Raw genomic sequence first — 15,160 nt, forward strand, 5'->3', positions numbered from 1 at the left:
GCGCTTTTTTTATGATCAATTGTTTTTGTCGCTTATTTTTGGAACTTAGACCAAAGTTTTTTCAAGGGGAGTTTTTCTTCAGCAAAACCATATAAGGCGGCAAATGGTAGGGCGGTGCGTGCGAGATATGCTACACGCCATAATCCACCATGATTAGCACCATGCATGATTAAGTCTAATGGATGATTGAGGGCGATGTCAGGATTGGCAACCGACTGTGGGTTTCTCAAATCATGAATCCACAACGCAGCCATAATCGCATTGGTCGTCGCGGGTTCAAATGCTTCAACATCAAACAAATTGGCACCATTGAAAGCAGCTTTTAATAATGGGTTTTTGGTTACCGAATGTGTAGTGGTCGATGGAGCAATATTAATGCTGACACGTTGACCTTGTGACCGTGCTAACGTAGCGCGCCATTGTTGAATCCTTTTCGCCAACGCATAATTTGGACCTTGTTCAACCACAAGACAGTCGCAGATCCCATACTGTTTATCATGACATTGGAATAAGCGTTCTTCGTTTTGTTTGAAAAAATAATCACGAGATACAGTCGAAATACTCTTGGACAGAATATTTTCAAGTTTAGAGCGTGATTTAAACTTATCTAAACCGCCTTGAATCACTTCCTGTGGTACAGCGTAGACGTCAGTGGGCGTACACATATACATTAAACTGGTATTGGATTTTTGTTGGCTGACATGTTGCATAATGGCGTCCATCGCCATAGAAACACGAACGTGCTTTTCGCCATCTAAATAGGCAATCGCGGCAAGATCTAAGTCTTGATCAAACTGGGTGAGCCAATGTGCAATCTCTGGGGTATCTGTTAATAAGTTAATGCCTAAACGCTCTGCAGCTTCACGTATAGATGCAGATGAATCTATCGATTCCACACTTGGAGCGTATAAGGTCGCATTGCCTTGCAGAACAGTATTCAAAATCTTTGTCCACACACGCTCATGATTTAAATCAAGCGCCACGATATTGGCTTTCCATTTCGCCAGCCAAGGTAAAGGTCCTGCTTCAGAAGCTGCACCAAACAGCACCATTGTACGATCCGAAAGGTCAAACCACTCTGGATGTTTCACACACGCTTGTAGTGCCTGAGCATGTGATGCTTCTATAATACCTCGGTCTAACCAAAGTTGAATTTGCTCGAGTAGGGTTTGACCTTCTAAATTTTTACCCTGATAAGGTACAAACCATTGTGGCTCAGCAGTAGAGTTTCCTTGAAGTGTATAGGTATTTAAATCTTTTGATTTAAGATTCATCACTTCATTCAATGCGTGTGTATGTTGATCACGTTGAAAACTAAACTCTTCATAAGCTTGTTGAAGTCCATCTTGAGCGATGCGCAGCGCAGCTTCAGGTGATGAGAGCCCACATTCTACCAACCGTTTAAAATGAATCGGATAGGATTTGCGCCAATTCTTTTCATTGATAACTGCATCAGCGTATTCTGGCTGAATCTGTTGTAATGCCGCACTGACGATGCGTTGGCCTGATTTTGAACTGCTGGGTTTAGAGGACGTGTTAGAGGAAAATTGTAAACCATCAGGTTGATTAGACATGCAAAAAATCTCAAAAAAAAATGAATAAATTCGCGGATGCCTACATTATCCTGACAAAATTAATGATCTAGGTGGCATTAATTACCAGATATTGATTGAATTATTACGAGATATTTCTAAAAAAAGGAAGCCAAAGACTTCCTTTATAAATAAAATCAATTATTTAGTATTTTTTATACCATTGATCAATTCTTCTAACATAAATGCAGTGTTATCTAAGCCAGCGCCCGTTAAATACCAGGCATCGGCATCAACAAAGATGACACGATTCTCTTTGACTGCTTGACTATTCTTGAGTAATGGATGTGATTGAATATGTTGTTTCGCAGCATAGTTTTGAGTGTTTACAGCACCACGGTCTAACACAATGATGAAATCAGGATTTTGTTTTATTGCTTGTGCTAGACGCTCTAAATTGCGTTGCGCGGCAGCAAGAGCTTCTGGTGAGTTTGGAGCAGGTCGAGCACTTGAGGCTTGAGGTGCTGCAGTTGGCACCACTGACTTTAAGCCAGAAATATCATAGGCAAATCCAAATCTTTCATTCTTTGCATGCGGTATAAAATTATCACCCATGGCAAAAAGCATCAGGCCGGATTTGCCTTTAGTGAGTTGTTTAAGTTGTGCTTGAAGGGCATAGACATGATCTAATTTAGATTGTGCGAGTTGTTCCTTATTAAACATTTTAGCTAAAAAAAATGTGCGGTTTTTAAGGTCTTGGTTGAAGTTTTGAGTATCAGGCCAGAGGTTGATTGCAGGTGCAATTTTTTTGACCTCATCTAATTTCGCGGCAGAACGCCCGCCGACAATGATGAGATCTGGCTTTTGTTCTTTTAATAAGGTTTGGTTGGGTTCAAATAAAGATCCAGCTGTTAAATATTGTTTGTCATTAAATTTTTTCAAAGCACCAACAAAAGTAGTTTCGGGTACGATTGATGCTTGAATACCTAAAGCATTCAGTGTATCCAACGCGGATAGTTCGTACACAGCCAGCTTCTGTGGTTTATTTTGAAGTTGAATAGTTTGATCTTGATAAGTGAATTGAACAGGTTGAGCATATGAAACAAAGGCACTGAAGGAAAGAATGAGTGCCAATGGAAGTTTAATGTAAGTCATATCAATACCTCGAGGTTTGATAAAAGCTTAACATGAATATATAAATGATAATCATTATCATTGTTGAATTTGTGTTTTTGATTTAGTTACCAGCATCAACTTTGAATTTAAGGGTATTTGTGCGGAGTGTTTTATCCCTCCGCAATGATCAAAGAATTAGAAAGGTAGTTGAAGCAACTTGCTGAAGAAATGTGGAATAATTTGAGGTTCAATCAATATCGTAACCACGACACCGTAGGCTGCACCCCATAAATGTGCACTGTGGTTGATGTTACTGTTTCCACGTTTACCTGACCAAATACTATAAGCAACATAAAGCACGGCAAAAATAATCGCTGGAACTGGAATAAAGAAGACAAATATCAGTTTCCATGGTTGAAATAAAATATAAGCAAACAAGACTGCTGACACTGCTCCAGAAGCCCCTAGACTTGCCCAGCGGTGATCATTTTTATGTTTTAAATAGCTTGGAATAATTGCCGCGATTAAACCGCCTAAATAGAACAGAACAAATCCGAGTTCATATAAGTATTGTCGATAAAAACTCTCAATTACACTTCCAAAGAAAAAGAGTGTGATCATATTGAACAGTAGATGTGTTCCATCTGCATGTATAAAACCATGCGTGATAAATCGATCGTATTGACCTTTCTGCATGGCTGGAGGCCAAAAAATCAAACGATTCATAATATTTTGATTGGAAAATGCAACCAGTGAAATGGCAACCGTAATTAAAACGATGGTGACAGTATGATTAAAAGGTAAATCAAGCATATGGATAAGATTGAGTAAATTGCTTTAATTCTGTTCATCATGCCATTTTTTTAAATTTAATTGTTATTAATATAATAATTCTGACAAATTTAGTTGAATTTTAAATATTACCCCCGATCTTCAGTTAAAATAGAGTCTTCAGCTTGAGGAAAAATTGTTATGTCGACTGAGAACACCAGCACTGCAGTTGCTGAAGAAATTCCAAATTTATTAATTACACCAACTGCGCAAGAGTATTTGTTTGAACTTTTAGAAAAGCAAAATACTCCTGGTATCGCGGTACGTGTTTTCGTAGAACATCCGGGTACACCACGTGCTGAATGCTGCATGGCATATAGTGCACCAGATGAAGTCGTTCCAACCGACTATAAACAAGAATATCCAAAATTTGCTGCATATATTGATACACCATCAATCCCATACTTATTGGATGCAGTGATTGATTACAACAAAGATCGCTTTGGTGGTCAGTTGACTTTCCGTGCACCTAACTCGAAAGTGCCACGTGTAGGTCCAGATGCATCGATTGAAGAACGTATAACCTATGTATTACAGTCAGAAATTAACCCTGGTTTAGCAGGGCATGGTGGAAACTGTGCATTGGTTGAAGTGGTTGAAGATGCTGCGCATGGTTTAACAGCGGTCTTGAAATTTGGTGGTGGCTGTCAAGGGTGTTCAGCAATTGATGTGACACTTAAACAAGGTGTTGAAGTTACGCTAAAACAGCATATCCCAGAGTTACAACGTGTTGTGGACCAGACAGACCACAGCCAATCAGAAGGCGCTTATATGAAATAAGTTGCCTTTAAATTTACAAAAGTTGATTTGAAAAGCTCCCATTAAAAGGGGGCTTTTTTTTATGAAAAATGAACAAAATGAGTAATATCAATAAAATTGAAATGAAAAAACAAAACTATAAATGAGAATAGTTATCATAATTTATTGCAAAGTGATTATCATTTGTTACAATGCGACACAATTCGAACAAGATCTCTCCACACATTCTTTGGTAATTACACAATGCAAAAGACATTTTTAAAATCTAAGTTAGCGTTTGCTGTCTTAACCACTATGTCGGTTTCAAGTTTTGCACAAGAGCAAATTGGTCAAGATACTAATGCAAAACAAGATACAACTAAGTTAAAAACAATTGTCGTAACTTCAGCGAGTGGTTATGAGCAAAATATAGCGGATGCGCCAGCATCAATCTCAGTGATTACTGCTGAGGAACTTCAAAAAAAATCATATACAGATGTGATTGATGCGATAAAAAATATGCCAGGTGTGTCGGTTCAGGGCGGTGGTAATAATAAAGATATCAGTATCCGTGGAATGGGTTCTAGTTATACCAAATATCTCATCAATGGTCGCCAAATTAGTGCTGGTCGAACAGTGAATGGTAATGGTACAGATGGTGGGAAAATTGGCGCATATTTGCCGCCGATTGATATGATTGAACGTATTGAAGTTGTGCGTGGACCAATGTCATCACTTTATGGTTCAGATGCAATGGGTGGCGTTATTAATATCATTACCAAAAAAGCATCTTCTGGTGAATGGTATGGAAGTCTTTCACCTGAATATACGAAGTCGGATAATGACTTTTCAAACGACAGTTACAATGTGAGTATGTTTGTAACGGGGCCTTTAATTCAAGACAAGCTTTCTTTGAGTATTGATGGAAGCTTCCAAGGTAATGATGAGAGTGATTACGTTGGTGGTGAGGGGCAGAAATCTGGTTCGAGTGAATCTGAAAAGAAAATTCGTAAGTTGGGAGCAGAGCTTGTTTGGAGTGTAGATCAGAACAACGATATTGGTATTAGATACGATTTTGCTGGTCAAAAATACACAACAACACCAGGCAAAAGTATTGAAGCGACAGCTACTGGTTCAGTGAATGAAAATGAAAAGAATTTATATACACTGACCCACAAAGCACGTTACGACAGATTTACTATCGACTCTTACTATCAAGATGAGACCACGAAAAAGATTTATAGCGGCGTTGCAACAGATGAGAAAACAGAAGATTTAAAAGTATTTAATACTCAAGCTTCATTTTTCTTGGGTAAACATGCTTTGACCGTTGGTGGACAATATCAACAAGAAGAAATTGTTGATACGACAAACGGACTCGTGAATATTACAGGACTAACAACGCTTGATCGTTGGTTGTTCGCACTGTTTTTGGAAAATGAGTGGAGTGTCACAGATGACTTCGCTTTGACAGTCGGTGCGCGATATAACGAAGATGAATATTTTGGTGGCGAGATTACACCTCGAATTTACGGGGTGTATCACCTGACCGATGGATTCACTTTAAAAGGTGGTGTAAGTACTGGTTATAAACAACCTACTATCAGCCAAATTTCAGAAGGCTTTGGTAGTAGAACAGGTAAAGGAAGTGCTGTAATTATCGGTAACCCGAATTTAGCACCCGAGAAAAGTACAAGTTATGAATTAGGCTTCAATTATGCAGCCCCAGAACTTGGTCTAACGACTAGTCTTATGGTTTTTAAGTCGGACTTTAAAGATAAAATTGTAGAAGATCGTTTATGTGAGACTCCTGGAACTACGAATAGTTCTCCAGAATCAGAATGGAAATGTTCTGCTTTAGGTAAACCTTACCGTTTTGTTAGTCAAATGAACAACGTTTCAGATGCTGAAATGAGTGGTGCAGAGTTCACATTAGATTACGATTTAATGGATAACTTACAAGCTCGAACCAGTTATACATATACAAAATCAGAGCAAAAAAGTGGTGAGTTTAAAGGAAAACCTTTAAATAAAATGCCAAAACATATGCTAAATATTGGTCTAGATTACGATATATCAGATACTTGGAATACATGGGCTGACTACAACTACCGTGGCAAAACCAGTGATTATTTAAGTCGTACTTCAATGGGCAAAGGTACGCCAGGTTACGGGACTTTTGACATTGGTGCTGTATATAAAGCAACTGATAAGTTAAGCCTTACAACGGGTATTTATAACTTAGCGAATAAAGAAGTTACCAATGGTGATTATGATATCGTATTAGATGGTCGCAGATATACTGTGGGCATGAATATTAAGTTTTAATCTTAGTCATATAAAAGCCGCTTAAAGCGGCTTTTTTAATATCATTTTAAAATTTCTAATGCTTGATCTGAATAATAAAATTTTTCAAGATAGACACGTGCACGTTGTTTAAGGTGTTCACTAGAAATCATATGCTTAATTACTGGACTGAGCAACTGTTGCAGTTCATTTTGAACAAGGCTTTCATTGATATTGATATCTTGCAAGATCAGATCGAAAGAGCGGTCTTGATTATGACAATACCACGTGTAAATACCATCGTGTACTTGTTGCTTTAGATATTCAGTTTGACGGAGGTGATCCCAAATATCATGTCCCATTGCTACAGTATTTGGTAGATCATTGATCTCAACATAGTTTTTAACAGCAGAGAGTGGTACTTGCTTTATTTTGTGCCAAAGATTGGCTTGGAAATGATATAGCTTATTGTCATCAAAGTGTTGGTTAATCACTTGTTCGCTAATTTGACTGATCTTGATAATATTTTTTTGAAGATAATGTTTGACCGTATCATCAAGATTGGAATCAGTGACACTTTCAAGAACTGATTTCCCCATTTTCATAAAGCGGCCGACACCGGGTACTTTTTTATTCATCACTGAATTATCAATATAATCCTGAATAGAATGATGGATTAACTCGGTGAGCATACTCGAAAATGCGGGATTGTTCACAATACGTTTAATTAGAGCTTGACGGTGAGCACTTTTAGATGAAATATAAAGTGCAATTCGATCAATGGTGTGAACCGAGATAATATCTTCGATTTGAGTCGTTTCATTAAGCGGGTGAACCAACGCAAATCGAATATGCTCCGCAATCTGTTGAATGAGAGAATCAGTTGCAGGCGTATTTAGAATTTGTTTTTGAAGCAGCGCATTAATCGCCTCGAAAGACCAAATTTGCTTTAAAGATTGTTTTCTAAACCATTGATAAAAATATAAAAATTCATTTTCAATGGTGTCATCTTGAGAAAATTCATGATCAAGAAATGCCAAATGTGCCTCAATCAACTGTTCGATTTTAGGATTTTTTTCCATGAAAATTCTCAATATCCTTAATTTGATGATGACGTTTTAACGGTATTCATCTTATTTAAAAAACTTAAGTAATGTTGCGCCACAAGATCAGGTGTTTCTACGATAGGTGTATGACCAATTTGATCTAATAGAATAGGGGGATGTGCTTTTTTTAAGGCGGTCCCTAATTCATGTGCAACTTCAACATTCACTATCTGATCTTGTTTTCCCCACAAAATCAATGTTTCAACCTCAATATTTTTTAACAATTGAGCAAATGATTCAACGGTGTACTGTTGATTGAGTTTAACAAGCTGATGAATCAGCTCAGATGTATCCGCCGCACGTTGAATAAGTGCTTGCTCTTGTTGTTTCTTGATTAAACTGGGTACGAAGGGAGCTTTATGCATGACTCTCCTAGAAACATAATTCAAGTCTCCAGGTTGTGAGATTAAAAGCTGTTTTAAATAAATTGGGTTATTAAGGAAGAATGTTTTGTTGCTTCTGAATAATCCACCGGCACTGATCAGAAATAAACTTCTCATTTCTTGAGGATATTTAGCAGCATACAACAGTCCGATTGATCCACCGACAGAGTGACCCGCTAGATTAAGCTGGTTTTCAATGCGTAATGCTTCTGCAAAACGACGTAACTGTTCAGTCAGATGAGGAAGTGATAAGTCAAATCCTTTTGGTATTAGCGTTTGTCCACTTCCAGGCAAGTCAACAATAATGACACGATATTGCTGTGTGAGATTCCGAGCTACATGATTCCAACTGTCTCGATTCATGCCTATACCATGAATTAGCAACAAGGCAGGTCGATCAGCAGGACCACCTTCGCTATAAGACCACACAACATCTCCGACGCGAATCGTTTTATTGGATAGTCCTGCCCAAGCACGTTCTTCATTTAAAACTTTTTGATAGTCGATAAATTCAACAGTATTTGCTTGGGTAGATGAGATACCGAGGCTGAGCATTAACGCGAGTAAAATGGAAAATAAATGTTGATGCTTTAATATGGGTAAAGGAAAATGAACAAACATGCAGGTGAAATCCCTTAAAACAGGGCGACATTATAATCAAGTGACTTTTATAAAGTAGTAGTTAAAAGTAAAAAAATAAATCCTATTTTTGTGATAATTGGTTCTCGATTTAAATAAGTTTTGCTTCATAAACATAAATTTGAGCATTGAGTTAGGTGCAAAAGTGTTTCAGTAAGGAATGATCATAATCATCAGATTTGAAGAAATTGAAGATATTTTTAGCAATTAACAAAAATTGTAACAGAGTTTAAATTTTGTCAGTGACAATCAAAAAGCACAGTATTAAAATTACCTCAAACCTTGATAAACCATGGATACAAGATGCTAACTGCACAAGAAGCTTTAGAACGTTTAAAAATTGGTAATCAACGTTTTGTTGAAGGTCAAACCAAGCATCAACGATTATTGACGCATCATGAGCGCGCTCAGATGGCTGAAACTCAAGAGCCATTTGCGATTGTATTAGGATGTTCTGATTCACGTGTTCCAGCTGAAATGGTTTTTGATCAGGGCTTAGGTGATTTATTTGTTATTCGTGTAGCAGGCAATATCGTAGCTCCATCTCAAGTTGGAAGTGTGGAGTTTGCAGCCGAAAGTTTTAATTGTCCTTTAGTGATTGTATTGGGTCATACACATTGCGGCGCAATCGACTCAACGATTGAAGCATTACGTAATCCTCAACAACCGCCCTCTGTTAATTTGATGTCTATTGTCAATCGCGTACGTCCATCAGTCGAAATTTTAATGCAAACTGAGTTAAAAGATGATCTGAAAAAACTTTCAGTGCACGCGGTTCGCTCAAATGTTTTTGCTTCAGTTAACCAATTGCGCCATGGTTCTGCGGTGTTGGAAAATTTGATTGCACAAGGTAAATTAAAAGTTGTAGGTGCAGAATACTCACTTGAAACAGGTGAAGTTACATTCTTTGACTTCTAATATCAGCATTTTAAAAAAGCCAGCTTAAGCTGGCTTTTTTATTGATTGGGATTTATGGATCTATATGTCTATAACTTTATAGAGCGCCTTTAATATAAGGATATGCATTATTTAAGAGTTTAGGTTGAGCTTGTTCATTGGGATGAATCAGATCTTTTTGCATGAGTTTATTATTTCCAGCAACACCTTCTAGAAAAAAAGGGAGCAACTTCACATTAAATTGCTGGCTCACAACTTTATAATTATTTTCAAAGGCTTTGCTATACGCTGAGCCATAGTTTGGAGGAATCTTCATGCCAAATATGAGTACTTTGGCATTAGATTTTTGGCTCAATTGAACTAATCGAGTTAGGTTTTGTTGAATCATTTTTGGAGGTTGACCTCGTAAACCGTCATTACCGCCCAATTCAATTACGACAATATCTGGTTTGTGTGTTTGTAGCAATTTAGGCAAACGTGCTAATGCACCACTGGTTGTTTCACCGCTGACACTTGCATTGACCACTCGATGTTGTTTCGGATACTGTTGATCAAGACGTTTTTGCAAAAGATTGACCCAACCTTTCTCGGTGGGCACGCCGTAACCAGCACTTAAACTATCACCAAGAATAAGGATAGTTTTTGCAAAGCTATTGATCGGTAAAAGAAACAGACAACTGCAGATAAATAAAAAGGCAGTTTTTCTCAACGTAACAATATTTAAACTTTGACTGATTTGCATAAAGGCTTTCTATGGTTCGTAATGACTCAACTTCTTCAATCATGCCACAAGCGTTAATTTCTGCACAGCAATTGACACAAACGATACAGATCCAACAAAAAAAGTTGACGATTTTTGAGAATCTAAATCTACAAATTTATCCTGGCGAGCAAGTCGCAATCACAGGCAGATCGGGTTCTGGAAAATCTACACTGTTGGGAATTCTGGCGACATTAGATCAGCCAAGTTCAGGAACATTGTCGATTAATGGTATAGCAGTTGAGCAATTAAGCGAAGAGCAACGCGCTCAAATTAGACTTGAAAATATTGGTTTTGTATTTCAATCCTTTCAGCTTTTACCTTCTTTATCTGCGCTTGAAAATGTCATGTTACCGCTGAGAATTCAAAAGAATTTTGATTATGCCAAAGCAGAACAACAAGCCCTTTATTGGTTGAATAAAGTGGGTTTAAATCGTCAAAGTACTCAAACACCTAAAGTACTGTCTGGGGGAGAACAACAACGCGTAGCAATTGCACGCGCTTTAATTGCTGAGCCCAAAATTGTATTTGCGGATGAACCAACGGGAAATTTAGATGGGACGACAGCCCAGGAGACTGAACAGCTTTTATTTGATTTGAATCGGGAGCTGGGCACTACATTGGTTTTAGTCACCCATGATCAAAAGCTAGCACAAAAATGTGAGACGCATTATGAATTGATCAATGGTCAATTACAAAAAGTACAAGGTGCTTCAACATCTGGAGAGCGTGTATGAGTGCGCTATTTAAACCTTTGTTGAAGCAAAGTTTTGCTAGCACAGGGATTTATTTGCTCATTTTTGCATTGAGTCTCGCGATTAGTGCGACAACCGCTTTAAAGTTCAGTAATGATCAGATTCAACAAGCTGTTTCATTGCAGGCGGCTAAGCTTCAAGCTGCAGATCTAGTGTTGAGTGATCAATATCCGCTCAATGAAAAATTTAAACAGAAGGCAAGTCAACTCAATCTACAACAGTCCCAAGTGACAGTTTTTGGTTCAATGGCACATACTGATGAACAATTTGTCATGGTGAATGTCAAAGCGATTGAGTCCAATTATCCGCTACGTGGTGAACTCATTATTCAACCTGATCAGACTGCTATTCGGTCAGGAGAAGTATGGCTAAGTCAACGTGCTTTAGATTTATTAAATGTCAAAATAGGGGATAGGGTTCAAATCGCAGATGCGAGTTTTAAAGTCACAGGGGTCATTGAAAAAGATTCTAACCAAGAACTCGGGTTCTCAGCATTTTCACCTACAGTGATCATTTCACAATCTGATGTTGCGGCAACCAATGCGATTCAGCCCGGAAGTCGTATCGAATATCGTCTGCTTATGTCTGGTGAGCCGAATAGACTCAATGAGTTGACGGCATATTTTGATCAGCTCTATCCTAAAAAGACGATTGAACCAAATGCAGATGATCAGCAAGCAATGGAAACCCAAAGCTCAATTCGCTTGAGAACTGCGGATGAGGCGAATACCCGCTTGATGCGTCCAATTGAAAATCTAGATACTTTTTTACAGCTTGCAAACATTCTTACAATTTTACTGTGCGGTATTGCAATTGCGTTGACCAGTCAACGGTACGTTCAACAAAATCAAGATCATGTTGCTTTAATGAGATGTATGGGGGCTGCAAAGTTCCAAATTCTTAAGAACTATATTGCATTGCTTATGATTGCCGTCGCAATTGCGATGTTCATCGGTACTGGGTTAGGGATTGGTCTAGGCTATATTTTATTGCAGTTTATGTTGCAACTAATTCCGCATTTAGACATCCAATTTAGCTTGTTTGATTTGGTTTTGGGTCCTTTGCCGATTGCAATATTCACCAGTGTCATTGTGATGTTTGGATTTATTGTCCCAAGTTTGATGCAGCTCTTAAATACGCCTCCAATTCGTGTTATCCGTGAGGATGTTAAATCTACGCGTTCTCTCTTGACCTTATTGGGAGCGGGAGCTGTAAGTCTTATTTTATTTTGTATTTTGCTCACTCAAAATATACAGCTCTCATTGCTCGTTATCGGTACGATCCTCGCATTGTGTGCAAGTATGTTCAGCATAGTTTGGTTGCTATTAAAGATGATTAAATCTTTGAAAAATAGATGGTCAGCCTATGTACGTGTACCTAATCAAACAGCACTTCAAATAACTGCACTTGCATTAGGTCTGAGCCTGATTACAGTTCTTGTTGTATTAAGGACGGATCTATTAGATCGTTGGCAGCAACAGTTACCTGAAGGTACGCCAAATCAATTTATTTATGGTCTTCCTCCATTTGAAGTTGAGCAATTTAAAGCTCAGATCGAAAAAGAAGGTTGGCCAAGTACACCCTTGTATCCGAATATCCGCGGACGCCTAATTAAACATAATGGTCAGCCATTTTCAGAATCATTAAGAGCGCAAAATAACTCACTCAGACGAGAGTTGAATTTGACTCAAGCTCAAGGCTATCCAGAAGATAATGTCATTGTCAGTGGGCAGTCGCAATTGCAGCAGGTGGGAGATGTTTCTGTTGAAGCAAATCTTGCTGAAGAGTTAGGGATAAAAGTGGGTGATCAACTCAGTTTTAGCTTGCCAGAAGGGGAACTTCAAGCCAATGTTGTAAATTTAAGAACAGTCGAGTGGGAAAGCTTTAGTCCAAACTTTTTCTTCATTTTTGCACCGAATACGATGGATGAAAATGCTGGAAGTTATTTAGGAAGTTTTTTTGTACCTCAATATGAAAAATCCAAGTTGGTCAATCTAATTCAGCAGTTCTCAAATACTGTATTTATCGATGTTTCCTTAATTTTAGAGGAAATTAAAAACTTAGTATCTGTTCTGGTTCAGATTATTACCATTCTTGCGCTTCTCGTCAGTGTTTCAGGCTTTTTGGTGTTGATTGCTTGCATTAATTTATTGATGGATGAGCGAAAGCGAGAAGTCGCGATTTTAAGATCATTTGGCAGCTCAAAATCCAATTTGAAAAATATGCTGAGTTTAGAAATTGGATTTATCGGTTTTATGGCTGGCTTAGTATCGTGTTTTTTTGCTGAGGTCATCAGTGCGATCGCCAGTTATAAAATGGATCTCGCAATACAACCGCATTGGGAAATCTGGGTGATTCTACCCATGAGCATGATGATCTTATGTGCGCTGATTGGTCGTTATCGTTTAAGCTACTTAACTGAGATTCCTCCATTAAAAAGCTTGCGCGAACTCAATCAATCATAAAATTTATGAGGTCTAAAAAATGCAATTGGAATTAGTATGCCAATTGCATTTTCATTTGCTGCAACATTTCAGCCCAAATGGGTTGTATTCCGCTCACTAAGCCTAAATTATATTGATACATGAGCCAACATAAGAAGATGCCTAGAGGAAGTACCACGATGGTGGTGGTGAAGCCTAGTCTAAATCGTTGACCGATGTACCAACATAAAGCCATGACTGCACCCATCAACATTCCACCGATATGCGCTGCATTATTTATTCCAGGGATCATGAATCCCATAGCAATATTCAATGCCAAGATGATCAGCAGCGATTTACGATCAAAGAGAAATTGTTGTTGTGGTAAAGGCGGAAAAAGAGATAAGAGCGTTAAAGCACCACCCAAACCCATAACGGCACCTGATGCACCTGCGGATACACGTGGAAATAAATCACGATTGACATGCTCCAATAGCTCGTAACTATTCCGAATATCAATCAGTCCACTGACCAAGCTTCCCATAATGCCTGCTAATAGGTACAAGCCTAGAAAATAAACATGCCCAAATGTTTTCTCAGCGACATTGCCAAAGATATACAATGCCCACATATTGAGCATTAAATGAATAAGACCAAAATGAAAAAATGTACTGCTGAAGATCCGAAGGGGTTCCTCTAAATAAGTCAGCGGTGCATAATCAGCACCCCAGCGTAAAGCATCTATTGTTGCTGGGTTTGATACATCCACCCCGCTAAAGATTTGCCATATAAAAAGTCCAACATTCAGTGTAATGAGTAAAAACGTAATCTGACTTAATGGTAGACGTGATTGGCTTTGAAATTGGGGTGGTTGCATTTCAGTCATGTCATTGTATTCTGTGATAATGATATGGATTAAGGTCAAGCATGCACTACGCTAATAAAAGGAGCAACACACTGACATGAAAGCATTTATTGTTCGAACTTTATTGGTCATTGTCAGTATCATCCTTGTAATTCAACTATGGATTTTTTCAAGTCTAGCATGGTGGAGAACCAATGCTGTTGATACAACGATGCTCATGCGTTGGACATATTGGACCGACAGTTCGAAGCCTATTCAGCATCAATGGCGTGATTATGAGAATATCAGTGATCATCTGAAACGTGCGATTATTGCAGCTGAAGATGCTAAATTTATGCAACATCATGGTTTTGATTTTGACGGCATAAAACATGCTTTGGAAAGAAATAAAGAAAAAGAACAAGTGGTTGCGGGTGGATCTACCATTTCCCAACAATTATCCAAAAATCTATTTTTATTTAATAAGCGTTCTTTTTTGCGTAAAGGACAAGAGGCTGTCGCCACAGTCATGATGGAGCGTATGTGGTCAAAACAACGCATTCTTGAGGTGTATGTGAACTCTATTGAATTTGGAGATCATATCTTTGGTGTGGAAGCTGCAGCACGTCACTATTTTGGAAAATCGGCAAGCAGTCTAACACGTGAGCAAGCCGCATTTTTGGCAGCGATTTTGCCGAATCCGCGTTATTATCAACATCACCGTCAAGATCGAAAACTCAAAAATAAACAGCGTATTATTTTGCGTTACATGAATGCTTCAAGAATTCCGTGAGAAGTAATTGTCTAAAAAACTTTCGTGAGATCAAAAATGCACAGTGATCATGTGCAT

Annotated in this window: 13 protein-coding genes; 6 read left to right on the top strand and 7 right to left on the bottom strand. The window is 38.2% G+C overall.

The features are described from left to right. Positions 1–32: 32 nt before the first annotated feature. The 3 genes from FTV17_RS00205 to FTV17_RS00215 all read right to left on the bottom strand — a co-directional run bounded on the left by FTV17_RS00205 (position 33) and on the right by FTV17_RS00215 (position 3,461). Positions 33–1,574 (bottom strand): hypothetical protein, encoded by a 1,542-nt coding sequence (locus FTV17_RS00205; RefSeq protein WP_179997690.1) that lies wholly within the window; start codon positions 1,572–1,574, stop codon positions 33–35. Between the two features lie 159 nt (positions 1,575–1,733). Then, positions 1,734–2,687: an ABC transporter substrate-binding protein gene (locus FTV17_RS00210; RefSeq protein WP_179997691.1), complete on the bottom strand. Its 954-nt coding sequence runs from the start codon at positions 2,685–2,687 to the stop codon at positions 1,734–1,736. A gap of 156 nt (positions 2,688–2,843) precedes the next feature. Further along, positions 2,844–3,461, bottom strand: coding sequence for a rhomboid family intramembrane serine protease (locus FTV17_RS00215; protein WP_179997692.1), 618 nt, complete (start codon positions 3,459–3,461; stop codon positions 2,844–2,846). A 159-nt stretch (positions 3,462–3,620) separates the two neighbouring features. Between FTV17_RS00215 and nfuA the strand changes: the two genes are divergently transcribed. Continuing rightward, positions 3,621–4,259: a Fe-S biogenesis protein NfuA gene (gene nfuA / locus FTV17_RS00220; protein WP_179997693.1), complete on the top strand. Its 639-nt coding sequence runs from the start codon at positions 3,621–3,623 to the stop codon at positions 4,257–4,259. A gap of 222 nt (positions 4,260–4,481) precedes the next feature. Further along, positions 4,482–6,545, top strand: coding sequence for a TonB-dependent receptor domain-containing protein (locus FTV17_RS00225; protein WP_179997694.1), 2,064 nt, complete (start codon positions 4,482–4,484; stop codon positions 6,543–6,545). 41 nt (positions 6,546–6,586) lie between these two features. Here FTV17_RS00225 and FTV17_RS00230 read toward each other — a convergent pair whose 3' ends face one another. Then, positions 6,587–7,585 carry a hypothetical protein gene (locus FTV17_RS00230; RefSeq protein WP_179997695.1) on the bottom strand — a complete coding sequence of 333 codons (999 nt, stop codon included), beginning with the start codon at positions 7,583–7,585 and terminating at the stop codon, positions 6,587–6,589. Between the two features lie 17 nt (positions 7,586–7,602). Next, a complete protein-coding gene (locus FTV17_RS00235) occupies positions 7,603–8,613 on the bottom strand; it encodes an alpha/beta fold hydrolase (RefSeq protein ID WP_179997696.1) in 1,011 nt (336 codons plus the stop codon). 321 nt (positions 8,614–8,934) lie between these two features. On the opposite strand from FTV17_RS00235, the gene FTV17_RS00240 reads away from it, so the two are divergent. Then, positions 8,935–9,549, top strand: coding sequence for a carbonic anhydrase (locus FTV17_RS00240; RefSeq protein ID WP_035266649.1), 615 nt, complete (start codon positions 8,935–8,937; stop codon positions 9,547–9,549). Positions 9,550–9,625: 76 nt separating this feature from the next. On the opposite strand, the gene FTV17_RS00245 is transcribed toward FTV17_RS00240, so the two are convergent. Next, positions 9,626–10,270: an arylesterase gene (locus FTV17_RS00245; RefSeq protein WP_035266652.1), complete on the bottom strand. Its 645-nt coding sequence runs from the start codon at positions 10,268–10,270 to the stop codon at positions 9,626–9,628. Between the two features lie 41 nt (positions 10,271–10,311). Between FTV17_RS00245 and FTV17_RS00250 the strand changes: the two genes are divergently transcribed. Both FTV17_RS00250 and FTV17_RS00255 read left to right on the top strand, forming a co-directional pair. After that, entirely contained in the window at positions 10,312–11,025 is a 714-nt protein-coding gene (locus tag FTV17_RS00250) for an ABC transporter ATP-binding protein (protein ID WP_373687173.1), read from the top strand. Next, on the top strand, positions 11,022–13,508 hold the full coding sequence (locus FTV17_RS00255; RefSeq protein WP_179997698.1) for an ABC transporter permease: 2,487 nt from the start codon (positions 11,022–11,024) through the stop codon (positions 13,506–13,508). The genes FTV17_RS00250 and FTV17_RS00255 overlap by 4 nt, the downstream gene beginning before the upstream one ends. A 31-nt stretch (positions 13,509–13,539) precedes the next feature. Here FTV17_RS00255 and FTV17_RS00260 read toward each other — a convergent pair whose 3' ends face one another. Next, positions 13,540–14,352 (bottom strand): rhomboid family intramembrane serine protease, encoded by an 813-nt coding sequence (locus FTV17_RS00260; protein ID WP_179997699.1) that lies wholly within the window; start codon positions 14,350–14,352, stop codon positions 13,540–13,542. A gap of 76 nt (positions 14,353–14,428) precedes the next feature. Between FTV17_RS00260 and mtgA the strand changes: the two genes are divergently transcribed. Next, on the top strand, positions 14,429–15,103 hold the full coding sequence (gene mtgA, locus FTV17_RS00265; protein ID WP_179997700.1) for a monofunctional biosynthetic peptidoglycan transglycosylase: 675 nt from the start codon (positions 14,429–14,431) through the stop codon (positions 15,101–15,103). Positions 15,104–15,160 lie beyond the last annotated feature (57 nt).

Origin of the sequence: Acinetobacter sp. YH12239, assembly GCF_013417635.1 — a bacterium.
GTDB lineage: Bacteria > Pseudomonadota > Gammaproteobacteria > Pseudomonadales > Moraxellaceae > Acinetobacter.

What these genes read in the sequence shown, in the direction of transcription:
- FTV17_RS00210 (WP_179997691.1), bottom strand. Translation starts at nt 2,687, where the DNA reads ATGACTTACATTAAACTTCCATTGGCACTCATTCTTTCCTTCAGTGCC.
- FTV17_RS00225 (WP_179997694.1), top strand. Translation starts at nt 4,482, where the DNA reads ATGCAAAAGACATTTTTAAAATCTAAGTTAGCGTTTGCTGTCTTAACC.
- FTV17_RS00250 (WP_373687173.1), top strand. Translation starts at nt 10,312, where the DNA reads ATGCCACAAGCGTTAATTTCTGCACAGCAATTGACACAAACGATACAG.
- FTV17_RS00260 (WP_179997699.1), bottom strand. Translation starts at nt 14,352, where the DNA reads ATGACTGAAATGCAACCACCCCAATTTCAAAGCCAATCACGTCTACCA.
- FTV17_RS00230 (WP_179997695.1), bottom strand. Translation starts at nt 7,585, where the DNA reads ATGGAAAAAAATCCTAAAATCGAACAGTTGATTGAGGCACATTTGGCA.
- FTV17_RS00215 (WP_179997692.1), bottom strand. Translation starts at nt 3,461, where the DNA reads ATGCTTGATTTACCTTTTAATCATACTGTCACCATCGTTTTAATTACG.
- nfuA (WP_179997693.1), top strand. Translation starts at nt 3,621, where the DNA reads ATGTCGACTGAGAACACCAGCACTGCAGTTGCTGAAGAAATTCCAAAT.
- FTV17_RS00240 (WP_035266649.1), top strand. Translation starts at nt 8,935, where the DNA reads ATGCTAACTGCACAAGAAGCTTTAGAACGTTTAAAAATTGGTAATCAA.
- mtgA (WP_179997700.1), top strand. Translation starts at nt 14,429, where the DNA reads ATGAAAGCATTTATTGTTCGAACTTTATTGGTCATTGTCAGTATCATC.
- FTV17_RS00255 (WP_179997698.1), top strand. Translation starts at nt 11,022, where the DNA reads ATGAGTGCGCTATTTAAACCTTTGTTGAAGCAAAGTTTTGCTAGCACA.
- FTV17_RS00245 (WP_035266652.1), bottom strand. Translation starts at nt 10,270, where the DNA reads ATGCAAATCAGTCAAAGTTTAAATATTGTTACGTTGAGAAAAACTGCC.
- FTV17_RS00235 (WP_179997696.1), bottom strand. Translation starts at nt 8,613, where the DNA reads ATGTTTGTTCATTTTCCTTTACCCATATTAAAGCATCAACATTTATTT.
- FTV17_RS00205 (WP_179997690.1), bottom strand. Translation starts at nt 1,574, where the DNA reads ATGTCTAATCAACCTGATGGTTTACAATTTTCCTCTAACACGTCCTCT.